The sequence below is a fragment of the Flavobacterium alkalisoli genome (assembly GCF_008000935.1).
Classification (GTDB): Bacteria; Bacteroidota; Bacteroidia; order Flavobacteriales; family Flavobacteriaceae; genus Flavobacterium; species Flavobacterium alkalisoli.
Map to the genome: position 1 here is coordinate 1,532,360 of NZ_CP042831.1, position 23,633 is coordinate 1,555,992.

General features: G+C 39.3%; 20 protein-coding genes, 2 tRNA genes and 2 rRNA genes. 19 read left to right on the forward strand and 5 right to left on the reverse strand.

Going from position 1 to position 23,633, the window contains the following annotated elements; all coding sequences use genetic code 11:
• Nucleotides 1–50 precede the first annotated feature (50 nt).
• The 3 genes from queA to FUA48_RS06775 all read left to right on the forward strand — a co-directional run bounded on the left by queA (nt 51) and on the right by FUA48_RS06775 (nt 3,580).
• Nucleotides 51–1,100: a tRNA preQ1(34) S-adenosylmethionine ribosyltransferase-isomerase QueA gene (queA, locus tag FUA48_RS06765; protein ID WP_129750911.1), complete on the forward strand. Its 1,050-nt coding sequence runs from the start codon at nt 51–53 to the stop codon at nt 1,098–1,100.
• A gap of 103 nt (nt 1,101–1,203) precedes the next feature.
• Nucleotides 1,204–2,487, forward strand: coding sequence for a kynureninase (gene kynU, locus FUA48_RS06770; protein ID WP_147582837.1), 1,284 nt, complete (start codon nt 1,204–1,206; stop codon nt 2,485–2,487).
• Between the two features lie 4 nt (nt 2,488–2,491).
• The gene (locus tag FUA48_RS06775; protein ID WP_147582838.1) at nt 2,492–3,580 is read left to right on the forward strand and encodes an agmatinase family protein; all 1,089 of its coding nucleotides are present in this window, start codon (nt 2,492–2,494) and stop codon (nt 3,578–3,580) included.
• 71 nt (nt 3,581–3,651) lie between these two features.
• Here the strand turns inward: FUA48_RS06775 and FUA48_RS06780 are convergent, their stop codons facing one another.
• Nucleotides 3,652–3,810: a lmo0937 family membrane protein gene (locus FUA48_RS06780; protein ID WP_147582839.1), complete on the reverse strand. Its 159-nt coding sequence runs from the start codon at nt 3,808–3,810 to the stop codon at nt 3,652–3,654.
• A 182-nt stretch (nt 3,811–3,992) separates the two neighbouring features.
• Between FUA48_RS06780 and FUA48_RS06785 the strand changes: the two genes are divergently transcribed.
• Complete coding sequence (locus FUA48_RS06785) at nt 3,993–5,333, forward strand: FAD-dependent oxidoreductase (RefSeq protein ID WP_147582840.1); 1,341 nt, start codon at nt 3,993–3,995, stop codon at nt 5,331–5,333.
• Between the two features lie 10 nt (nt 5,334–5,343).
• Here the strand turns inward: FUA48_RS06785 and FUA48_RS06790 are convergent, their stop codons facing one another.
• A complete protein-coding gene (locus FUA48_RS06790) occupies nt 5,344–5,706 on the reverse strand; it encodes a cupin domain-containing protein (protein WP_147582841.1) in 363 nt (120 codons plus the stop codon).
• 458 nt (nt 5,707–6,164) lie between these two features.
• Here FUA48_RS06790 and FUA48_RS06795 point away from each other — a divergent pair, with 458 nt between their 5' ends.
• The 8 genes from FUA48_RS06795 (at nt 6,165) to FUA48_RS06835 (ending at nt 13,304) form a co-directional block, all read left to right on the forward strand.
• Nucleotides 6,165–7,010, forward strand: coding sequence for a MotA/TolQ/ExbB proton channel family protein (locus tag FUA48_RS06795; protein WP_147582842.1), 846 nt, complete (start codon nt 6,165–6,167; stop codon nt 7,008–7,010).
• 89 nt (nt 7,011–7,099) lie between these two features.
• Nucleotides 7,100–7,747 (forward strand): ExbD/TolR family protein, encoded by a 648-nt coding sequence (locus FUA48_RS06800; RefSeq protein ID WP_147582843.1) that lies wholly within the window; start codon nt 7,100–7,102, stop codon nt 7,745–7,747.
• Between the two features lie 21 nt (nt 7,748–7,768).
• Complete coding sequence (locus FUA48_RS06805) at nt 7,769–8,320, forward strand: ExbD/TolR family protein (RefSeq protein ID WP_147582844.1); 552 nt, start codon at nt 7,769–7,771, stop codon at nt 8,318–8,320.
• Nucleotides 8,321–8,351: 31 nt separating this feature from the next.
• Nucleotides 8,352–9,185, forward strand: a complete 834-nt coding sequence (locus FUA48_RS06810; protein WP_147582845.1) for an energy transducer TonB — start codon at nt 8,352–8,354, stop codon at nt 9,183–9,185.
• A 265-nt stretch (nt 9,186–9,450) separates the two neighbouring features.
• Nucleotides 9,451–10,395: a PstS family phosphate ABC transporter substrate-binding protein gene (locus FUA48_RS06820; protein ID WP_147582847.1), complete on the forward strand. Its 945-nt coding sequence runs from the start codon at nt 9,451–9,453 to the stop codon at nt 10,393–10,395.
• A 49-nt stretch (nt 10,396–10,444) separates the two neighbouring features.
• Entirely contained in the window at nt 10,445–12,142 is a 1,698-nt protein-coding gene (locus FUA48_RS06825; RefSeq protein ID WP_147582848.1) for a tetratricopeptide repeat protein, read from the forward strand.
• Nucleotides 12,143–12,242: 100 nt separating this feature from the next.
• Nucleotides 12,243–12,875 (forward strand): 7-carboxy-7-deazaguanine synthase QueE, encoded by a 633-nt coding sequence (locus tag FUA48_RS06830; protein WP_147582849.1) that lies wholly within the window; start codon nt 12,243–12,245, stop codon nt 12,873–12,875.
• A gap of 27 nt (nt 12,876–12,902) precedes the next feature.
• Entirely contained in the window at nt 12,903–13,304 is a 402-nt protein-coding gene (locus FUA48_RS06835; RefSeq protein ID WP_147582850.1) for a DUF2059 domain-containing protein, read from the forward strand.
• 50 nt (nt 13,305–13,354) lie between these two features.
• Here the strand turns inward: FUA48_RS06835 and FUA48_RS06840 are convergent, their stop codons facing one another.
• Entirely contained in the window at nt 13,355–14,065 is a 711-nt protein-coding gene (locus tag FUA48_RS06840; RefSeq protein WP_147582851.1) for a class I SAM-dependent methyltransferase, read from the reverse strand.
• Nucleotides 14,066–14,106: 41 nt separating this feature from the next.
• On the opposite strand from FUA48_RS06840, the gene FUA48_RS06845 reads away from it, so the two are divergent.
• Together FUA48_RS06845 and FUA48_RS06850 are read left to right on the forward strand one after the other, a co-directional pair.
• Nucleotides 14,107–14,598, forward strand: a complete 492-nt coding sequence (locus tag FUA48_RS06845; protein ID WP_147582852.1) for a YkgJ family cysteine cluster protein — start codon at nt 14,107–14,109, stop codon at nt 14,596–14,598.
• A gap of 5 nt (nt 14,599–14,603) precedes the next feature.
• A complete protein-coding gene (locus FUA48_RS06850; protein ID WP_147582853.1) occupies nt 14,604–14,834 on the forward strand; it encodes a hypothetical protein in 231 nt (76 codons plus the stop codon).
• A gap of 31 nt (nt 14,835–14,865) precedes the next feature.
• Here the strand turns inward: FUA48_RS06850 and FUA48_RS06855 are convergent, their stop codons facing one another.
• Both FUA48_RS06855 and FUA48_RS06860 read right to left on the reverse strand, forming a co-directional pair.
• Nucleotides 14,866–15,072 (reverse strand): hypothetical protein, encoded by a 207-nt coding sequence (locus FUA48_RS06855; protein WP_147582854.1) that lies wholly within the window; start codon nt 15,070–15,072, stop codon nt 14,866–14,868.
• Between the two features lie 93 nt (nt 15,073–15,165).
• Nucleotides 15,166–16,422 (reverse strand): exo-beta-N-acetylmuramidase NamZ family protein, encoded by a 1,257-nt coding sequence (locus FUA48_RS06860; RefSeq protein WP_147582855.1) that lies wholly within the window; start codon nt 16,420–16,422, stop codon nt 15,166–15,168.
• A gap of 5 nt (nt 16,423–16,427) precedes the next feature.
• Here FUA48_RS06860 and FUA48_RS06865 point away from each other — a divergent pair, with 5 nt between their 5' ends.
• The 5 genes from FUA48_RS06865 (at nt 16,428) to FUA48_RS06885 (ending at nt 23,529) form a co-directional block, all read left to right on the forward strand.
• Entirely contained in the window at nt 16,428–17,663 is a 1,236-nt protein-coding gene (locus FUA48_RS06865) for an ABC transporter permease (RefSeq protein WP_147582856.1), read from the forward strand.
• Nucleotides 17,664–18,600: 937 nt separating this feature from the next.
• Nucleotides 18,601–20,117 (forward strand): 16S ribosomal RNA (locus FUA48_RS06870).
• Between the two features lie 144 nt (nt 20,118–20,261).
• Nucleotides 20,262–20,335, forward strand: a tRNA-Ile gene (locus FUA48_RS06875).
• 108 nt (nt 20,336–20,443) lie between these two features.
• Nucleotides 20,444–20,517, forward strand: a tRNA-Ala gene (locus FUA48_RS06880).
• Between the two features lie 131 nt (nt 20,518–20,648).
• Nucleotides 20,649–23,529: ribosomal RNA gene (locus tag FUA48_RS06885) — 23S ribosomal RNA — on the forward strand.
• The 16S and 23S rRNA genes sit together here with 2 tRNA genes alongside, the layout of an rRNA operon.
• Nucleotides 23,530–23,633 lie beyond the last annotated feature (104 nt).

The following is a 23,633-nucleotide window of genomic DNA, read 5'->3' on the forward strand; positions in this document are numbered from 1 at the left end:
ACAACCCCTGTTTTGCGGTAGTATATTTGCATCCAATTAAAAATACAAAGATGAAATTATCAAACTTCAATTTCAATCTGCCAAAAGAACTACTGGCTGAATTTCCTGCTGAAAACAGGGATGAATCCCGTTTAATGGTGGTAAACAGAAAAACAAAAACTATAGAGCACAGGTTGTTTAAAGATATTCTTGAATATTTTGATGAAGGAGATGTAATGGTGCTTAACAATACTAAGGTTTTCCCTGCCCGCCTTTATGGTAATAAAGAGAAAACAGGTGCAAGAATTGAGGTATTCCTTTTAAGGGAGCTTAATTCAGAGCAGCGTCTTTGGGATGTACTTGTAGATCCTGCAAGAAAAATAAGGATAGGTAACAAACTTTACTTTGGTGATGATGATTCTCTTGTAGCAGAGGTTATTGATAACACTACATCAAGAGGTAGGACTCTTAGATTTTTATATGACGGTTCTTATGAGGAGTTTAGGGCTAAGCTTACTGAACTTGGAGAAACACCAATACCTAAATACATAAACAGGGAAGTTGTTCCTGAGGATGCAGAGCGTTACCAAACTATATACGCTAAGGAGGAAGGTGCTGTTGCAGCTCCAACTGCCGGACTTCACTTCTCTAAGCACTTATTAAAAAGACTGGAGATAAAAGGTATCGACTTTGCAGAAATTACTCTTCACGTAGGTTTAGGTACATTTAATCCGGTAGAGGTAGAAGATCTTTCTAAACACAAAATGGACTCTGAGGAGCTTATGATAACTCAGGAAGCTTGTGATATTGTAAACAAGGCAAAAGTAAACAAGAAGAAAGTTTGTGCAGTGGGTACAACTACCATGAGAGCTATGGAGAGTTCGGTATCTTCACAAAAAACGCTAAACCCTTATGTAGGCTGGACAAATAAATTTATTTTCCCTCCTTATGATTTTAGTGTAGCCGATTGCATGATTACTAACTTCCACACACCAAAATCTACGCTTCTAATGATGATTAGTGCTTTTATGGGTCATGATCTTATGAAGAAAGCTTATGAGGAGGCTGTTAAGGAAGAATACAGATTCTATACTTACGGAGATGCAATGCTAATACTTTAATTAGTAAAATGATAAAAAATGAATCCTGTCATTAACGGCAGGATTTTTTGTTTTAAGGTTTTTTATTAATTATGTAATTTTACGGCGCAACAAACAAATAAAGATGGAGTTTCAAAATACACGCGATTTCGCAAGGCAGATGGATGCCAAAGATAAACTTGCAAAATACAGGGACGAATTTATTTTTCCTCATGTAAACGGCAAGCAGGTAATTTACTTTACGGGTAACTCACTTGGGTTACAGCCAAAACGAACAAAAGCTTATGTTGATGAGGTAATGGACGATTGGGCAAAGCTGGCTGTAGAAGGTCACTTTTATGCCGATAAGCCCTGGTGGGATTATCATGAACGTTTTTCTGCTCCGTTAAGTAAAATTGTAGGTGCATTGCCAAGTGAAGTAACGGTTATGAATACTCTTACGGTAAACCTTCACCTGCTTATGGTAACGTTTTACCAGCCTACACAAAAAAGATACAAAATTATTTGTGAGGAGAAAGCTTTTCCAAGCGATCAATACATGATAAAGAGCCAGGTTAAATTCCATGGTTTTGAGCCTGAAGACGCTATTGTAGAAATCAGGAGACGTCCGGGAGAACACAATATAAGAAAAGAAGATGTCCTTAATACTATTAAAGAAGTGGGCGATGAACTTGCACTTGTTTTAATAGGAGGGGTAAACTATTATACGGGTCAGGTGTTTGATATGGAAACCATTACAAAAGCAGGTCAGGAAGCCGGAGCTTATGTGGGATGGGATTTGGCGCATGCTGCAGGTAACATTCATCTGGAATTACATAACTGGAATGTAGACTTTGCTGCATGGTGTAGCTATAAGTATATGAACTCAGGGCCGGGTAACGCATCGGGTGCTTTTGTTCACGAAATGCACCATAATGATTTAGATCTTCCTCGTTTTGCAGGATGGTGGGGTCATAATAAAGAAAGAAGATTTTTAATGGAACCTCAGTTTGATCCTGTTCGTGGTGCACACGGATGGCAGGTAAGCTGCTTGCCTATATTATCGCTTGCACCATACTTAGCGTCGGTAGAGATGTTTGATGAGGTAGGTATGCCTGCGCTTATTCAAAAAAGAGACTGTATAACTTCTTACTTGGAGTTTATCCTTCATGAAATTGATAAGGAAATCAACGGTAATTTTGAGGTTATTACTCCGGCTGATCCTAAAGAAAGAGCGAGCCAGATTTCGGTTTATCTTCACGGTGAAGGAAGACAATTATTTGATTACTTAATGAAAAACGGTGTAATTACCGACTGGAGAGAGCCAAATGTAATCAGGTTAGCGCCGGTGCCATTATACTGCTCATATGAAGATATGTATGAGTTTGGACAGATTTTAAAAGAAGGAATCCTTTCACACAGAAAATAAGGAAATGACAAAAGAACAAAAAATAGCAGGGTTCGACCCAAGCCAACCGGGACTGTCTGATGCCAGTATCTTTGGTTTGCCTTTCACAGCAGAAGAGAGCGAGATTATTATAGTGCCCGCTCCATGGGAAGTTACAGTGAGTTATGGTGCAGGAGCTTCAGAAGGTCCAGATGCTATAATGGAAGCTTCATTTCAGGTAGACCTGCATCATCAGGAATTTCCTGAGCTTTGGAAGCTGGGAATTTACCTTGATCAAAACAGCCAGACGGAAGAATGGGCTGATAAGAGCAGAAAATATAAAAACCTTGCCCAACCTATTATAGAGGCTCTGGAAGGCGGAGAAAATATTGAGGATGACACTACCCTGAAAGCTAATCTTGATGAGATTAATGCTATTTGCCATGAATTTAAAAATGAGGTAAAAGCAAGAATACAGTACTGGATGGAGCAGGGTAAGAAGGTTGTTCTTTTAGGAGGAGATCATAGTACCCCGCTTGGTTATTATGAGGCTTTAGCTTCTAAATATGATAATTTTGGTTTGCTTCACCTAGATGCACATATGGATCTTCGTGTTGCTTATGAAGGTTTTACTTATTCGCATGCATCTATAATGTACAATGCACTTAAGTTACCGCAAATAACAAAAATCGTTCAGGTAGGTATCCGTGATTTTTGCCAACAGGAAGTTGAAGTAGCCGAAGCTGAAGGTAGCCGTGTAAAAATTTATACAGACCGCGACCTTAAAGCTGAAACTTTTGAAGGTATAACCTGGAAACAGCAATGTGATGCTATTATAGCACAGTTGCCACAAAAAGTTTGTATCAGTTTTGATATAGATGGTATGTACCCGTGGTATTGTCCTAATACAGGTACTCCGGTTCCGGGAGGTTTCTCGTTTGAGCAGGCGGCCTATTTATTTAGCAGGCTTGCAGAAAGCGGAAAAGAAATTATAGGTTTCGATCTTGTAGAGGTAGCTCCGGGTGAAGAAGGTGACGACTGGGATGGTAACGTAGGGGCAAGAATGCTTTTTCATATGTGTGGTGTTTTGGCAAAAAACAACGGCATGCAAACCGGGAATGTAATTAAGTTTTAATAAAGTTTCTTATATATAAAAAAAAGCCCTGCACTAATGCGGGGCTTTTTTTATGCTGTAATGTAAAGCTTTTAAGGCCTTCTGCCTGTTGCAAGCCTGTAAAGAACTCCTATAATGGCTAATACTAATAATATATGTATTAAACCACCTACCGATTCTCTAAATCCAAAAAATCCTACCAGCCATCCTATAACCAGGATTACGACAATTAACCAGATTAAATCTCTCATAACTTAAGTTTTTTATAGTTAGTGAGTTAAAATTAAGCATTATGATGCGGGTGTGTTAATTAATTAAGAATCCTTTAGGTGCAAAAGTTTTCTTAATAAAATTCTGATAGTGAAATAAATGCTGAAAAACAGAGGCTTGTTTTATTAATTGAGTATTTTTGCAGTGTTTTAGATTATTTTACATGCAAACTCCCTTAAAAATTGCTGTAGTAGGTTCCGGTTTAGTAGGATCACTTTTGGCAATATACCTAAAAAGAGCAGGGCATACCGTACACGTGTACGACCGCAGCCCGGATATCAGGACTATTCAGTTTTCAGGACGTTCCATAAATCTTGCAATGTCACACAGGGGCTGGAGGGCACTTGATGAAGTAGGGTTAGGGGATGAGATAAGGCAAATTGCTATTCCTATGGATAAAAGAGCCATTCATATTGTTGGCGAGCCGTTGGCTTTTCAGTATTATGGTAAGGATGGCGAAAGTATCTACTCGCTTTCACGCGGACTTCTTAACAGAAAGATGGTTTCGCTGGCGGAAGCCGAAGGGGTAGAGTTCTTTTTTGAAACAAAAATTTGGGACGTAACACTGGCAGATGCCACACTTCATGCGGGAGATACTGAAAGAGGTGAATGGAATGAGCTAAAATATGATAAGGTGTTTGGTGCTGATGGTGCTTTTTCAAGAGTACGCCACAGGATGCAAAGACAAAGCATGTTTAATTATTCTCAGGAATTTTTAAATACGGGTTATAAGGAACTTAATATTCCGGCAAACGAAGACGGTACCCATAAACTGGATAAAAATTCACTTCACATCTGGCCAAGAAACGATTTCATGCTTATAGCACTGCCTAATCTTGACGGTAGTTTTACATGTACGTTGTTTATGCCGTTTGAAGGTGAGAATTCTTTTGAAGCATTAAAGGATAAGGATAGCCTGGAAAAATTCTTTGCTACTTATTTTCCTTCAACTATAGATGTTATTCCTGATCTGGTTGCAGATTTCTTTAAAAACCCTACCAGTACACTGGTGACTATGAAGTGTTATCCGTGGACATATAGTGATAAGGTAGCCCTTATAGGTGATGCCTGTCATGCTATCGTTCCTTTTTACGGTCATGGTATGAATGCCGGTTTTGAGGATATTACTATTCTTAATCAGTTAATGGGGCAATATGGTGACGATTGGGATACTATATTTAAGGAGTATGAGATAAGTCGTAAGCCTAATGCAGATGCTATAGCAGAACTGTCTTACCGTAACTTTATGGAGATGAGCTCCAAAACGGCAGATGCTAAATTCCTGTTGCAAAAGAAAATTGAGAAATGGTTCTCTGCCAAACATCCTGATAAATGGCTTCCTTTATATAGTAGGGTAACGTTTAGTTACAGGCCATACTCTGAAGCGTTAGCGATAGGAGATCAGCAAAAAGCCATTATGGATGAAATAATGCAAATAGATGGCATAGAAGAAAAATGGAATAGTCCCGAAGTGGAACAAAAAATAATAGAGCTGCTTAGTTAAGCAGCTTTTTTTATTCTTCCCTGTTAGCTGCTTCTATAGTAAAAGCAGGTAGGCATACCGCTATATACTCACAAGGTTCCTCAAAGGGGTTAGAATACTGCACCCTTGCGCCCTTCATAATTTTTATAGACTGGCCGATTTCCAGTATAATCTTCTCATCATTTATAATAAACTGTTTCCTGCCTTTTATTATATAGGTGTATTCATCAAATTCCGGGGTTTGAAACGGCTCGCTCCAGTGTGGCGGGGCTACCATATGGGCAATAGAAACATTGTTATCTCCGTTAGAAGCTTTGCCGAAATGTTCTTCTATTAATTTACCGTCGTTTGTGGGTACTATAAAGGGGCTTTTTTGTGTAAAATATTGTTTCATAAGAAGTTATTTTTTAATTAAAATATGGCTATCCGTTAGCTAATCTGACGTTTTGGTTGTAATTTTATAAAAAATGTACTACAAAGCAAGGTGTTTTTTAGTATAAACTGAGCATTATTTGTTGTAGAAATGGTCAAAAAAACTATTTTACAATGCGCGCACAATAAAATTATGGCTTTTATGTTATTTATACAGAATCTATATTAATTTAATTGAATTTATAATGAATGTCAGTATTATACCTAAAAAATTAGAAATTGTATAAAGCACTAATGTAAATTGGGTGTTTATGGAAGTTTAAGATTGTGATAATTTAATGTTAAGAAACGAGAAAAAAAATCATTTTGTTTTTTTTTATCTCCTAATAATATAAATTTGCCAATCTTATTTTAAAAAGTAAAAAATAAAACAATAAGAACTATTATTAAAAATCAAAAAGAACTAAATTTTTAAAAGAAATGGCAAACGCATCTATTCAGAAGGTTGAAAAAAAAGAAGGTGGATCTGGTAAAGGATCGAATATTTTCGCAGGATTAGCAATTGTAATATGTCTGTTAACAGGTTTCCTTGTTTGGAGATTTGTAATGGGAGCTCCATCTAACTTTGAAAATGGAGACAATACAGGCCATCCATTAGATGGTAGCTTCTTAGGTACGGTTTATAAAGGTGGTGTAGTGGTAGCAGTACTATTAGGATTATTATTAATGTCACTTGTGTTTTCAATTGAGAGATTTTTCGTTATCTCTAAAGCAGCTGGTAAAGGAAGTGTTGGAGCTTTTGTTGCCAGAGTACAAAAACAAATCACTTCAGGTAACATTGCTGAGGCTATGGCTGAGTGTGACAAACAACAGGGAACTGTTGCTAATGTTGTAAAAGCTGGTCTTTTAAAATATGAAGAAGTTAAAAGAGAAGGTTTTGACAGCGAAAGAGCTGAGGCTGCTATACAGCAGGAACTTGAGGAGGCTACTTCTCTTGAAATGCCAATGTTAGAGAAAAACCTTGTAGTTATCTCTACGCTTGTGTCAATTGGTACGCTTGTAGGTCTATTAGGGACTGTATCGGGTATGATTAAAGCGTTCTCTGCTCTAGGTGCAGGTTCTACTCCGGATTCAGCTCAGCTTGCAGTAGGTATCTCTGAAGCACTTATTAATACTGCTACAGGTATTGGTACTTCTACAGTAGCGATTATTGCTTACAACTCATTTACTTCAAAAATTGACAAATTAACTTACTCTATCGATGAGGCTGGTTTCGCGATTACTCAAACGTACAGAAGATTCAGAGCTCGTGCTAACAACGCATAATTGAGATAGTAGGTAAGTAATTAATATACAATAAGGTTTTGAAAGTGTGAAAATCACTTTCAAAATCTTGTAAGCTAATAAATTTTAGAATGGCTAAAGTTAAAATATCAAAGAAGAGCACCAGGATAGACATGACCGCTATGTGTGACGTGGCATTCCTTTTGCTTTCGTTCTTCGTTATGACTGCTACTGCCAGGTTGCCTGAACCGCACCCGGTTGATGCTCCTGCTTCAACAGTGCAAACAAAACTTCCGGAGGATGGTTTGGCAACTATAACAGTTGGTGATCAAAAAGTTTTCTTTACTATATTAGGTAAAGAAGTGAGAAGGAAGACTCTTGAGCGCATTTCGTCAAAATATAATATGCCTTTTACTGAAGGTGAATATGAGGCGTTCTCAAATGTACAGGGTTTTGGTGTGCCTCTTAATCAATTAAAAGGGCTGCTTGAATTAGAGCCTGCTGAGAGAAACAAAGAAGGACTTCAAAAAGGTATTCCTTACGATTCTATCAATAACCAGTTAGGAGACTGGGTAGAGTTTGCAAGACAGGCTAATAAGGAAGTGCTTGAGATGCGTATTGCTAATGGCGAAGATGTTCCTTTTAAAGACCTGGATATCGCTATTAAAGGCGATGCCGATGAAGAGTACCCAACTATTAAGAGGGTGATTGATATCCTGCAGGAACAAAAGAAGAACAGATTCTTCCTTGTTACAGGTTTAAGAAACGAAGATTTTTAATATTATAAAAAATAATATAAAATGGCAGAATTAAATACCGGCGGCGACGGTGGTAAAGGTGGCAAGGTAAGAAGTAAGAAAAGCAACCCGGGTGTAGATTTAACCGCGATGGTGGATTTGGCATTCCTTTTGATTACTTTCTTCATGTTAACCACATCATTGTCAAAGCCTCAGTCCATGAACTTGGCAATGCCTGATAAAGATAGTCCAAAAGATCCTACAACAATGAATACACCTGATGACAGGTCTATGACCATATTGATGGGTAAGGATAATACTATTCAATGGTATTTGGGTCTGTTCGACGAGCCATTAGTTGCTCCTACAAAGACAACTTATGGTAAAGATGGTATCCGTCAGGCAATATTGCAAAGACAGGCTGCTGTTAAGGCGGTATACGGAGATGATAAGGAAAAAGGCTTAATTGTAATTATCAAGCCAACTGACAAGACACATTATAAAAATCTTGTGGATATCCTTGATGAGATGGCTATTACCAATGTTCAGCTTTATGCTATTGGTGATATATCCAAACCGGAAATTGAATTGTTAGAGAAAGACGGAATGTATTAATTCTGTTACTCACTAACCAAAAACTATTAATATGTCAAAACTGAATATTTTCAAACAGGAGTGGATTGATATGGTCTTTGAAGGCCGTAACAAAAAGTATGGTGCATACCAGCTGCGTTCCGAAAATCCTAAAACGACTGTAAAGGCAGTTATCATAGGTATAGTTCTGTTTTCTTTGGCTGTAGCTTCACCACTTATTTCAAAATGGTTTGGTGATAAACTGGGTACAGCTAAAAAAGAAGAGTCTATAGACAAAGTTATTGAAGTGGTAGATCTTCCGCCACCACCGGCAGAAGAGCTTCCGCCGCCACCTCCGCCACCACCGGTAGAAGAGGTTCAGGCACCAAAATCTGTAGTGGAAGAGGTAAAATTCAAGCCACTAGAGGTTAAAAAGAAAGAAGAAGTTGTAGAAGAACCGCCAAAGACTGAGCAGTTTAAAGAGGCTGATCCAAGTTCAAGAAATGCTGAAAAGAGCCCAACAGGTGATATCGTTATTGGTGCTCCTGCAGGTGACCTTGATAAAGGTGTAGAACCGGAAGATAATGCTGTATATAATACTGCAGGTCTTCAGGTACAACCTGAGTATCCGGGTGGTATGGATTCTTTCTATAATTATGTAAAAAATAATTTTAACCCACCAGAGGTTGACAGGGATATGACCGTTAAGGTTTTCGTTCAGTTCGTAATTGAAAAGGACGGCTCTATGACTAATATTAAAGTTCTTAGAGATCCTGGTTACGGTATGGGTAAAGAGGCTATCCGTGTTCTTAAATCAATGAAAAAGAAATGGCAGCCGGGTGTTCAGAATGGTAAGAATGTAAGGGCATCATTTACCCTTCCTATCACAATGAACCTTAAATCTTAATAATATATTAGAGATGTTTTCACACAGAAACACTCGAAGACAAACACAGAAATCGCCTGTAAAGCGATTTCTGTTTGTTTTTGGCTTGGTCTTCTTTTTAATGTATTTGGGCTTAGGCCTTATGATTATTTTTTGGAAAACTTTACCTTTGCCACTTTCTCGTAATCAAAGACTGGCTTTAGGCATAATTTTGATTGTCTATTCTTTTATACGCTTTTACAGGCTATGGCAAAAACAGAATGACAGAGATTAATATAATCTTGTAATGAAAGGTAAAATCAAATACATATTTTTTTCACTTTTACTGGTTTTAACTGTTTCAGTAACTTTTTATTCGTGTAAGGATAAAACAGATGAAGACAGAGAAGCGGTAATTAAGGAAACGCTTACTTCGGGTGAGATTACAATTCTTACCGATAATACCATATCTCCTATAGTGGAAGATGTGGTTACTGTTTTTCACAGTGTTTACAAGAATGCCCATATCAATCAGGTTAATAAAACAGAGAAAGAGATTGTTCAGGCTTTATTAAATGACTCTGCAAGGGTTGCTATATTACCCAGAAAACTTACTCCTTCGGAAGAAAAATATTTTACTAACAGAAAGATTACACCAAGAGTTACCGAATTTGCCACAGATGCCATAGCTTTGTTGGCCAACTCGAAAACGAATGATACGGTAGTTAATCTTGAAGATGTATTAAATGTTCTTAGAGGAAAGCCGTCGGGTAAGGTTAAAAGTCTTGTTTTTGATAACCCGGGATCCAGTACTGTAGAGTATATGCTGGAAATGGCAGGCGTAGATAAACTACCGGAAAGCGGGGTTTATTCTGTAAAAAGTAATGAGGAGATTATAAAATATGTGCATGATAATGCAGGGGCAATAGGTATTATTGGTGTAGACTGGATAGTACAGGCACCTTCACACCTTACACAATATATTGACGAAATTACAGTTTTAGGTGTTGATAATGTTAAAATGGATGGGGCAGAAAAGAAGTATTATAAGCCCAATCAAAGCAATATAGCTACTGGGGCTTACCCATTAACCAGAAAGCTTTATGTGTTAAATTATCAGAGTAAACAGGGTTTAGGCATGGGTTTTGAAATCTATATAAGAGCACGTGAAGGTCAGCGTATAATTTTAAAATCAGGGCTTTTGCCTGTAGAGATTCCTACGAGAGAGATTTCTGTCCGTAAAGAATTATAAGAATTGAATAACGTAATAATTAAATAGTATACATTTAAAGGAGATTAAAATGAAAGAATTAAAAATCATTGGCTTGTCATTATTGGTTTTCGGTACGGCTAATGCACAGGATGCAGAGCAGGCTAAAAAAGCTATCGATGCTGAACAATATCAAAAGGCCAAAACAATTTTAAAATCTTTAATTGCATCTGATTCTAATGAAGGGAAAAATTACTTCCTTTTAGGGGATGTTTATTTAAAACAAACAGAGCAGGATTCTGCAGCTATGTACTTTAACAATGGTTTAAAGGCAAAAAACGATGCTGAATATAACACTATAGGTTTGGGTCATATAGATCTTGACAACGGAAATGCATCTGCAGCAGCAGCTAAGTTTAAGTCAGTAGAGGATGAACTTAGAAGAAAAGATGTTGAGCAGCTTATATACATAGGTAGGGCTTATATCGATTCTGACAATCCTGACTATAAAAAAGCTATTGCTGTTTTAAATAAAGCTATAGAGAAAGATTCTAAAGCGGCTGCAGCTTATCTTGCATTAGGTGATGCTTATATTGGAGACAGAAACCATAATGAAGCGTACAGGGCTTACCGTAATGCTACATCTTATGATCCAAGTCTTTTAAGAGCAGATCTTCAGCTAGGTGTAATTACTAAAAACACGAGAGCTGCTTTTCCTGAGGCGGTAGAGGCTTTCAATAAAATATTAGCAAAAGACCCTAACTATGGTCCGGCTTACCGTGAGCTTGCTGAAACTTATTACCTATGGGGTAATACAGATACTAAAAAATACAACGAGTACATTAAGAAAGCATTAGAGTATTATGAGAAATACATGACGCTTACTGATTATTCTCTTGACTCTCGTATGAGACATGCTGACTTCTTAGTACTTGCAGGTGACTATAAAGCACTTGAGGCAGAGGCTAAGAAAATGCAGCAGATTAATAGTGTTAACCCAAGAATACTTCGTTACCTGGCTTACTCCGCTTACGAGAACGGTAACTATGCAGAAAGTATTAAGGCTATGAATGAGTTTATGGCTAAAGTTGATCCTAAACGTGTTATTGCAAGAGACCACCTTTACCTAGGTTTAGCTGAAATGGCTTCTGTAATCAGTGAGGATGCTCAGGGTAATACTATCATTACTGATCAGGCAGTGTTTGATAAAGCAATTACAGATATTAAAGCTGCTGCTGAAAAAGATATCGAAATTACAAACCAGTTTAATGCTATTGGTAAAAAACTGTTTGGACAAAAACTTTACGGACCGGCTTCTGTAGTGTTTGAAGTGGCTACTACAAACCCTGATAACAGGAACCTGTTTTATGATAACTTCTATCTTGCTTACTCTATTTACTACGATCACTTAAACAAATCAGAGGAAGCTCAAAAAGAAAATGCTGTACAATTAGGTAAAGCAGATGTTGCTCTTGATTATGTAATTAAAGCCTCTCCTGATGCTCAGGATGCTTATTTATACAAAGCAAGAGTTAATCAGAGAATACAGTCTGACGAGGCTTACCAGAGAATGGCTGATGCTTACAATGAGTATATCAGAGTTGTAACAGAAAAGGGTGCTGCTGAAGTTGCTAAACAAAAAGCTAACCTTATCGAGGCTTATTCAAATGCAGGTTCTTACTATGCTGTAACTGATACTGCTAAGGCAATTGAGTATTACAACAAAGTTTTAGAGCTTGATCCAAACGATGAGTATGCTAAACAGGAATTAAAAAGGTTAAAACCTTAATTGAATAAATAAAAAGCCGACAGTTAACTGTCGGCTTTTTTTATGGGTTTGGTGAAGCTTCTTTTTTTATATGTATCTTTGCCAACTATTTTGATGTAAAATGCTGAAGAAAGATATACAAATAGCAGTAGAAAAAGGAGAAATGCTTCCGTTGATGGAAGAGTTCTACACTATACAGGGTGAGGGTTACCACACAGGTACGGCTGCCTACTTTATAAGGGTAGGAGGGTGTGATGTGGGGTGCCATTGGTGTGATGTTAAGGAAAGCTGGAATGCAGATCTGCATCCGCCCACAAATATAGAATCTATTGTTGAGAATGCTAATAAATATGCTAAGACCATAGTTATTACAGGTGGTGAGCCTTTAACATGGGACATGGGGCCTTTAACCCAAAGCCTAAGGGAAAAAGGATTAAGGATACATATTGAAACTTCGGGAGCATACCCGCTTTCCGGTACATGGGACTGGATTTGTCTTTCGCCTAAAAAAACCAAGCTTCCTGTAGCGGGGGTTTATGAAAAGGCACACGAGCTTAAAGTGATAATACATAACAAGCACGATTTTATTTTTGCAGAAGAGCAGGCGGCAAAAACCAATAAGAATGCTATTTTATTCCTTCAGCCGGAATGGAGCAAAAAGGAAGAAATGACTCCGCTTATTGTTGATTATGTAATGGCTAACCCTAAATGGAGAGTATCGTTACAAACCCACAAGTATTTAAACATACCGTAAATCATTAAACAACTAATATTATAACTTATGAAAAAATTGCTTTTAACTTTAGTTTTAGTTCTTGCAGGAGCAACAGCTTTTGCTCAGGATGCATTTAAACAGGACGCTCTTAAGTATATTCAGCTTACTGAGCAAAGACAGATTTTTGAATTACTGACTAAAGATATCGTTAGTCAGCTTCCGGCTGAAAAGCAGGCGGATTTCAAAAAAGAACTAAATGCATCTATGGATGGGCTTATGGATAAAATGGCAGAAATGTACATGCAGGAGTTTACTCATGATGAAATAAAACAGTTCATCAAGTTTTATGAAAGCCCTGCAGGTAAAAAATTAGCAGGTAAAACTACTGTGCTATATGAAAAAGGACAACAGATTGGTCAGGAATGGGGTATGGGACTTCAAAGCATCATGATGAAATACATGCAATAATCTGCAAATAGATTATATAATAAAAATCCGGCATTAGCCGGATTTTTTATTTATTGTAATGTGAGTTTAGCTAAATAGTCAAAATGTTCGCCTTCTGTAACCAGTTCGCAGTTTAAGCCATGGGCATGAGCTGCATTTTGTAATGTGTTATAATCTATATAGAGCCAGTCAAACGTATCTTCCTGTTCTCCTTTATAAGTAATGGTGAAAGTAAGTTCCCCATAGTACTCGGTATCGGTAGGTATCCATTTACCGCCATCCTCATCTTCATCAAACATATAAATAATGTCAGACGAGTCTATTAGTATCTGACCGCCGGGATTAAGAAGTGATTTTAGCTTTTCAAGATAAAGGGTGCAGTTTTTTAGTTTGCCAAAAATTCCGGTACCATTCATAAGTAGAATTATAGTGTCAAACTTTTCATTGTTCAGTTCCAGTACATCTATTGCACGTACATCGTTTAATCCTCTTAATTTACAGGCTGCAACTGCATTGGCAGAAATATCTATGGCGGTAACATCCAGCTTTTTGACATTTTGTAAGTAAAGCGCATGGCTCCCGGCACCACAACCTACATCAAGTACGCGCCCTTTGGTAAGAGACAGAGCCTTTTTCTCAATTTTAGGCATTTGTTTGTAATCCCTGAAAAGATAGGCTACACTCATTTCGTCTTCTTCAGATATTGAAGTTTCGGTAATAATATCATCAGGATTATTATTGGTTTGATAATCCAGTATCGCTTTGCCAAAAAGGTCTTTCATTTTTTTATACTTTTGCTGCAGAATATAATATGATCAGTGTGATGGAGAATTTTTTAAACCAGCTTCCAAAACTTGCCAAAGATAAGCATAACGAGAACAAAAAGTTTTTTGATAAGCTGAAAAAGAAACCGCCCAAGAACCTGGATTATATTATGCAGGATCTTCATGACAGGGAGTTTGAAAGAACAGACTGCCTCAAGTGTGCCAATTGCTGTAAGACTACGGGTCCCCTTTTTACAACGGCTGATATTGAAAGGATAGCAAAACACTTCAGGATGAAGCCGCAGCAGTTTATCGATAAGTACTTAAGGATTGACGAAGATAAAGATTATGTACTGCAAAGCGTGCCTTGTACTTTTCTTGATGCCGAGAATTATTGTATGATTTATGATGTAAGGCCTAAAGCCTGCAGGGAATTTCCGCATACCGACAGGAAGAAGTTTCAGCAGATAGCCAACCTTACCCTAAAAAATGTAGCCATTTGCCCTGCCGCTTATAATATAGTGGAGGAAATGAAAAAGAAAATAGTATAACATTTATGAAAACCATAAAAAGATTATCGCTGCTTTATATACTTGCTTTTGCAGTGTCATGTTCCCTGTTTTTTATAAACTTTAATGTGGTTGAGTCTTCCTGGGAAGTAAAAGTGTTTGAAGTGTTAACCATATCATTTTTACTCTTTGTAGCCCTGACCATAATTTATTTTATCACACAATTAATAATAAAGCTTGTAAAAGCTGTTCAAATAAAAAAGCCTTCTCAAAAATAGGGAAGGCTTTTGTCTTATTTATACAGTTTTGTTAGGCTGCCACTTCTTCATGGTATTTCAACTCACTGATAATACTTTGTATGTGTTCAATTTTTTCGTCGATATATTCAAGCAATGCTTCAATATTATCCTTAAGCATATTAAAGAAGTCGATAACCTGATCGATGTAGCCTTTTGCTTTTTCAATCATTCTTATAATGTACTGTATTACATTGTCTACTGTTTCTGATATATTCATGGCTAATTTTTTTGATATTAATACTTAGCAGAAAATTACAAAACTATATCAGCAACTAAAAGAACTTTGTAATAACATTAAGAATTTTGATTGTTATCCGGCGTAAATAAGATATTTTTTTCGGGTTTGCTTAAAGTCGGCTAATCCTTTTTTCCAGCTTTCTCTTATTTCTGTTTCGCTTTTACCTGCTTCAATCTGTTCCTGAAGTTTTTTCGTTCCGGCAAGCTTTGTAAAGAAAGGTATAAAAAACTTCGATTTATCCTCAGTATGCTTATAAGCATCAATAAGCCATTTAAGTTCAAGCTGATTTACATTTTTAATGGTTGAAAGATCTTCTCCGTAACAGGTTTTACCATTATACAGCGGATCTTTTGCACCTTCATTAGGTACTGGTGTAAAGTTGAATCCTTTTTTTGGCAGATAAGGAGAGCCATATATCTGGAACTGCTTGTTTGTGCCACGCCCAACACTAATATTGGTTCCTTCAAAAAAACAAAGGCTGGGATAAAGATTAATAGCCTGGTCATTAGGCAGGTTTGGGGAAGGCTTTACAGGTAAATGATATTCCATGTCTCTATTGTAGTTAAGGCATGGTATAATTGTAAGCCTGCACTGAATACCATCCTTTAGCCATTTTTCACCATTAATCATTTTGGCATACTCCCCTATGGTCATTCCGTGAAGTACAGGAATAGGGTGCATACCCACAAAACTGGTGTTTTCTTTTTCCAGAACAGGGCCGTCAACAATACTTCCGTTAGGGTTTGGCCTGTCTAATACAATAACCTGAATATTATTTTCGGCACAGGCCTCCATTACATAATGTAAAGATGATATATAGGTGTAAAAACGTGCCCCTACATCCTGAAGGTCAAAAAGCATTATGTCTATTCCCTGAAGCTGTTCCGGTTTCGGTTTTTTGTTGTTACCGTATAATGATACTATGGGTAATCCTGTTTGTGTGTCTTTTCCGTCTTTAACGTGCTCGCCGGCATCTGCTGTTCCTCTAAAACCATGCTCGGGAGCATATATTGCTTTCAGGTTTACCTTTTGACCTACTAAAAAATCTACTATATGAGTAGGATTCCCATTAATTGTCATGGTACCTGTCTGATTGGTGACAATGCCAACTTTCTTGTCTTTTAATATAGGTAAATAAGTGGTGTGATTCTCAGCTCCTGTTTTAATATCGGCAACAAACAGATCTTTGGCTGTAATTTTGCCATTGTCCTGTTTTTCTTCTTTATGACTTTCAATTTTCGGGTTTTGACTGGAAATAGAATTTCCACAGGCGCCAATTAATATAAATGAGAATAAAAATGTATTTTTGAGCAAAGAATAAGATACCATATAAATTGAATTTAGAATATTTTATAGCCAAGAGGCTTGTTTCTGCAAAGAACTATAAAAGTAGTATTTCGGCACCAATAATAAAAATAGCAATTGTAGCAATTGCTATAGGTATTATTATGATGGTGGTATCTGTGGCAGCAGGTGTGGGACTTCAGGATAAGATACGTGAAAAGATATCTGCTTTTAACGGTCATATTATTATTTCCAATTTTGACGATAACCAGTCGGAGGTAAGCGTAGAGCCTATTTCCATAAATCAGGATTTTTATCCTGAGTTTAAAACCGTACAGGGAATAAACCATGTACAGGCTGTTGCGTCTAAGGCAGGTATTATCCGTACCGAAAAAGCTTTTGAAGGAATTATATTTAAAGGAGTAGGGAAAGACTATAAATGGGATAACCTTGAAGAGTATCTTGTTGAGGGAAGAATTCCTGACCTGAAAGATAAACTGAACGAAGAAATCATCCTTTCAGAATATATGGCAAAAAGGCTTGAGCTTAAAATAGGCGACAGGTTTACTACTTATTTTATGAAAGAGGATGGTAACGGAATGCCTAATATGAGAGTTTTTGAAGTTGTTGGTTTGTTTACATCCGGATTTCAGGAGTTTGATGCCACTATAGTAATAGGTGATATTAGGCATGTTCAGCGTATTAATAAGTGGAAAAAAGATCAGGTAGGTTCTTTTGAGGTCTTTGTAGACGATTTTACTAATATTGGTGAAAAGGGTAAAGAAGTATATAATGCATTACCTCCTACACTGGATAGTCGTACCATAGAAGATAAATACCTTAATATATTTGAGTGGCTAAAGCTTTTTGACTTTAATATATTAGTGATAATTACAATTATGATAGTAGTCTCTACTATTAATATGGTGGTGGCGCTGCTTGTTTTAATATTAGAGCGCACACAAATGGTAGGAATGCTTAAGGCAGTTGGTGCAACTAACTGGAGTATCAGAAAAATATTTTTATACAATGCGACCTATTTAATAGTAAAAGGGCTTCTTTGGGGTAATGCTATAAGTATAGGTTTGTTGTTGATTCAAAAATATTTCGGGATTATTACCCTTAGACCCGAAAGTTACTATGTAAGTGTAGCGCCGGTAAGTTTTAATATACCTTTTATATTAGCAGTAAACGCAGGTACTATTATTATATGTATGGCTTTATTGCTTATACCATCTTATATAATTACAAAAATATCTCCTGTTAAGGTGCTACGATTTGATTAGTATTGAAAAATTCTTAATTTGAATATATAAGAAACGATGCTTTTTGAAAAAACAGCATCGTTTCTTGTTTTAGGTTGGATATTTTTTAAAGTTTCTCTTTATGTGGTTTAAAAAACGGTAAATTTTTTCACCATGCAAAAACCACCTTTTCAGTTAGTTATGAAATAAGGTTAAAAAAAGATTAAAAAAAGGGCATTAAAAGTTTGCGTTAGTGGAAAAGATGGCTACTTTTGCACCCGCATTAGAGGCACACGTTCTTAGAAAAACAGCTTACCGGACCGCTTATTATAGGAGTGGAATTACTGAGAAAAAATAATCAGAAAAAAATTCGGAAAAAGTTTGTGAGAAAAGAAAAGTTTGCTACTTTTGCACCCGCAATAACAGCGAGTTCTTTTGGAGAGTGATATTATCTGGAAACCCTTTTAAATAAAGGGAGGAGCTTAAAAAGGCTTCGAAAAAAAAGTTCAGAAAATATTTGCAGAAATGAAAAACTTGTCTACCTTTGCAACCGCAAAACGAGCGACGTACTTTGAGATAATGAAACCGCATTTTGAGCTTTACTTTTTAAGTGAAGAAAAGCTTAAAAGAATCTGAAAAAAATAAGAAAAAAGATTTGCAGGTTAAGGAAAAAAGATAGTATCTTTGCCTTCCCGTTTCGGAGATGAAACGAGCCGCAATCACTGATTCTTTATCGGAAAAGCTTTAAAAATAAAAAAGAAATTTTTTTTTGAAAAAAGCTTGCGGGATTAAAAAGAAGTTGTACTTTTGCAGCCGCTTTGAGAAACAAACGCCGAAAGGCTGAGTGATTGAGGTGAGAATAAAACAGAAGAATACGTTCATAGACATATTGGATTGACAGCATAAAGAGAGAGTAAGAAACTCGATTTATCGAAAAACACAGACCTAGCAATAAAGATCGTAAAAATATTAAAAACATACGATGAAGAGTTTGATCCTGGCTCAGGATGAACGCTAGCGGCAGGCCTAACACATGCAAGTCGAGGGGTAGAGGAAGCTTGCTTCCTTGAGACCGGCGCACGGGTGCGTAACGCGTATGCAATCTGCCTTGTACTGGGGGATAGCCCGGAGAAATCCGGATTAATACCCCATAGTATATAGAACTGGCATCTTTTCTATATTAAAGAACTTCGGTACAAGATGAGCATGCGTCCCATTAGCTAGTTGGTATGGTAACGGCATACCAAGGCAATGATGGGTAGGGGTCCTGAGAGGGAGATCCCCCACACTGGTACTGAGACACGGACCAGACTCCTACGGGAGGCAGCAGTGAGGAATATTGGTCAATGGACGCAAGTCTGAACCAGCCATGCCGCGTGCAGGATGACGGTCCTATGGATTGTAAACTGCTTTTATACGGGAAGAAACCCCTCTACGTGTAGAGGGCTGACGGTACCGTAAGAATAAGGATCGGCTAACTCCGTGCCAGCAGCCGCGGTAATACGGAGGATCCAAGCGTTATCCGGAATCATTGGGTTTAAAGGGTCCGTAGGCGGCTTTATAAGTCAGTGGTGAAATCCGGCAGCTCAACTGTCGAACTGCCTCTGATACTGTAGAGCTTGAATTACTGTGAAGTAACTAGAATATGTAGTGTAGCGGTGAAATGCTTAGATATTACATGGAATACCAATTGCGAAGGCAGGTTACTAACATTATATTGACGCTGATGGACGAAAGCGTGGGGAGCGAACAGGATTAGATACCCTGGTAGTCCACGCCGTAAACGATGGATACTAGCTGTTCGGTCGCAAGACTGAGTGGCTAAGCGAAAGTGATAAGTATCCCACCTGGGGAGTACGAACGCAAGTTTGAAACTCAAAGGAATTGACGGGGGCCCGCACAAGCGGTGGAGCATGTGGTTTAATTCGATGATACGCGAGGAACCTTACCAGGGCTTAAATGTAGAGTGACAGGACTGGAAACAGTTTTTTCTTCGGACACTTTACAAGGTGCTGCATGGTTGTCGTCAGCTCGTGCCGTGAGGTGTCAGGTTAAGTCCTATAACGAGCGCAACCCCTGTTGTTAGTTGCCAGCGAGTAATGTCGGGAACTCTAGCAAGACTGCCGGTGCAAACCGTGAGGAAGGTGGGGATGACGTCAAATCATCACGGCCCTTACGTCCTGGGCTACACACGTGCTACAATGGCCGGTACAGAGAGCAGCCACCTGGCGACAGGGAGCGAATCTATAAAGCCGGTCACAGTTCGGATTGGAGTCTGCAACCCGACTCCATGAAGCTGGAATCGCTAGTAATCGGATATCAGCCATGATCCGGTGAATACGTTCCCGGGCCTTGTACACACCGCCCGTCAAGCCATGGAAGCTGGGGGTACCTGAAGTCGGTGACCGCAAGGAGCTGCCTAGGGTAAAACTGGTAACTGGGGCTAAGTCGTAACAAGGTAGCCGTACCGGAAGGTGCGGCTGGAACACCTCCTTTCTAGAGACACGATCGTTAGGTTAAGTAATGAGTGATAAGTAAAAGACTTACTCTCGCTGTTAGTTCAAAAATTTAAAGTAAGAGAGCTGGAAGAAAGCTGCTGAGTAACAGAGTTGCTAAGTAGGTAAGATTCTAAAGAAATATAGTCTCGTAGCTCAGCTGGTTAGAGTACTACACTGATAATGTAGGGGTCGGCAGTTCGAGTCTGCCCGGGACTACTAAATCTCTTCTTATTTTAGATACAAAGGAAATTTTAGAAGTTGAGTTACACTTTTAGTGACCGTTTTAAACTGTTAACTGAAAAGAGTTAGCTGCTTACTGAAAACGGGGGATTAGCTCAGCTGGCTAGAGCGCCTGCCTTGCACGCAGGAGGTCATCGGTTCGACTCCGATATTCTCCACATCCGGCTAAAGTCGCTGATATTATTGTCAGTGGCGAGATGCCACACGTTCATTGACATATTGAGATAAATACAAGTAGAAAAATATAGAAAGCACAGTTGTGTGTTATTTATAACACACATATAAAGTACAATAAGCAAAATAAGGGCGTATGGGGGATGCCTGTGGCTCTCAGAGGCGAAGAAGGACGTGATAAGCTGCGAAAAGCTGCGGGGATTGGCACATACGAATTGATCCGCAGATATCCGAATGGGGCAACCCACTATATTGAAGATATAGTATCCGATAGGAGGCAAACCCGCTGAACTGAAACATCTAAGTAGGCGGAGGAAGAGAAAACAAAAGTGATTCCGTGAGTAGTGGCGAGCGAAAGCGGATTAGCCCAAACCAGTGTTGTTACGGCAATACTGGGGTTGTAGGACCACGACATTGTATGTAAATTGAATCAGAAGCATCTGGAAAGTTGCACCATAGAGGGTGATAGTCCCGTATGAGTAAGAGATATAATACATAGTGGTATCCTGAGTAGGGCGGGGCACGTGAAACCCTGTCTGAATCCGGCGGGACCATCCGCCAAGGCTAAATACTCCTGAGAGACCGATAGTGAACCAGTACCGTGAGGGAAAGGTGAAAAGAACCGTGAATAACGGAGTGAAATAGATCCTGAAACCATACGCCTACAAGCGGTCGGAGCCCTTTAGTGGGGTGACGGCGTGCCTTTTGCATAATGAGCCTACGAGTTACCGTTGCTGGCAAGGATAAGTGATTAAGTCACGGACCCGTAGCGAAAGCGAGTCTTAATAGGGCGCTTTAGTCAGTAATGGTAGACGCGAAACCGTGTGATCTACCCATGGGCAGGATGAAGCTGTGGTAACACATAGTGGAGGTCCGAACCGGTTGACGTTGAAAAGTCTTCGGATGACCTGTGGGTAGGGGTGAAAGGCCAATCAAACTCGGAAATAGCTCGTACTCCCCGAAATGCATTTAGGTGCAGCGCTGGATATAGTTATATAGAGGTAGAGCTACTGATTGGATGCGGGGGCTTCACCGCCTACCAATTCCTGACAAACTCCGAATGCTATATAATGTTTACCAGCAGTGAGGGCATGGGTGCTAAGGTCCATGTCCGAGAGGGAAAGAACCCAGACCATCAGCTAAGGTCCCCAAATGTATGCTAAGTTGAATAAACGAGGTTTGTCTGCCCAGACAGCTAGGATGTTGGCTTGGAAGCAGCCATTCATTTAAAGAGTGCGTAACAGCTCACTAGTCGAGCGGACGAGCATGGATAATAATCGGGCATAAGTATACTACCGAAGCTATGGATTTACGTTTAGGCGTAAGTGGTAGGGGAGCATTCTATTCAGCGTCGAAGGTGATATGTGAGTATTGCTGGAGCGGATAGAAAAGAAAATGTAGGCATAAGTAACGATAATGCGGGCGAGAAACCCGCACACCGAAAGACTAAGGTTTCCTCAGCTATGCTAATCAGCTGAGGGTTAGTCGGGACCTAAGGCGTACCCGAAGGGGGAAGTCGATGGCCAACGGGTTAATATTCCCGTACTGCTTATAATTGTGATGGGGTGACGGAGTGATGAAAGTACCGCGAACTGACGGAATAGTTCGTTGAAGCACCTAGCTATAAGGCCTGTAGGCAAATCCGCAGGTTTTGGTGAAATGCGATAGTACACGGAGTCTTCGGACAAAGTGATAGTGTACCTAAGGGCTTCCAAGAAAAACCTCTAAACTTAGATTATAAGCACCCGTACCGTAAACCGACACAGGTAGTCGAGGAGAGAATCCTAAGGTGCTCGAGAGATTCATGGCTAAGGAATTAGGCAAAATAGACCTGTAACTTCGGGAGAAAGGTCGCCAGCAGCAATGCTGGCCGCAGTGAAAAGGTCCAGGCGACTGTTTATCAAAAACACAGGGCTCTGCAAAATCGTAAGATGAAGTATAGGGCCTGACACCTGCCCGGTGCTGGAAGGTTAAGAGGAGATGTTATCTTCGGAGAAGCATTGAATTGAAGCCCCAGTAAACGGCGGCCGTAACTATAACGGTCCTAAGGTAGCGAAATTCCTTGTCGGGTAAGTTCCGACCTGCACGAATGGTGTAACGATCTGGACACTGTCTCAGCCATGAGCTCGGTGAAATTGTAGTATCGGTGAAGATGCCGATTACCCGCAGTGGGACGAAAAGACCCTGTGCACCTTTACTATAGCTTAGTATTGACCTTGGATAAGTGATGTGTAGGATAGGTGGGAGACTTTGAAGCGGCGTCGCCAGGCGTTGTGGAGTCATTGTTGAAATACCACCCTTTGCTTATCTGAGGCCTAACCGCACTTTGTGCGGGACATTGCTTGGTGGGTAGTTTGACTGGGGTGGTCGCCTCCAAAAGAGTAACGGAGGCTTCTAAAGGTTCCCTCAGCACGCTTGGTAACCGTGCGTAGAGTGCAATGGCATAAGGGAGCTTGACTGAGAGACATACAGGTCGATCAGGTACGAAAGTAGAGCATAGTGATCCGGTGGTTCCGTATGGAAGGGCCATCGCTCAAAGGATAAAAGGTACGCCGGGGATAACAGGCTGATCTCCCCCAAGAGCTCATATCGACGGGGGGGTTTGGCACCTCGATGTCGGCTCGTCACATCCTGGGGCTGGAGAAGGTCCCAAGGGTTGGGCTGTTCGCCCATTAAAGTGGCACGCGAGCTGGGTTCAGAACGTCGTGAGACAGTTCGGTCTCTATCTACTGCGGGCGTTAGAAATTTGAGTGGATCTGACTCTAGTACGAGAGGACCGAGTTGGACAAACCTCTAGTGTATCTGTTGTCCCGCCAGGGGCACCGCAGAGTAGCTACGTTTGGAAGGGATAAGCGCTGAAAGCATATAAGCGCGAAACCCACCACAAGATGAGATTTCTTTTAAGGGTCGTGGAAGATGACCACGTTGATAGGCTATAGATGTAAAGGCAGTAATGTCATAGTCGAGTAGTACTAATAACCCGTAAGCTTATGTACGCTCTTTCCCTCCCTCCAGGGGGAGGGGAGAAACTTTCTAATTTAAGTATACTATTCTTTATCTCAGTATGTTAAGATATTTGTTTACAGTTACATTGTTACCT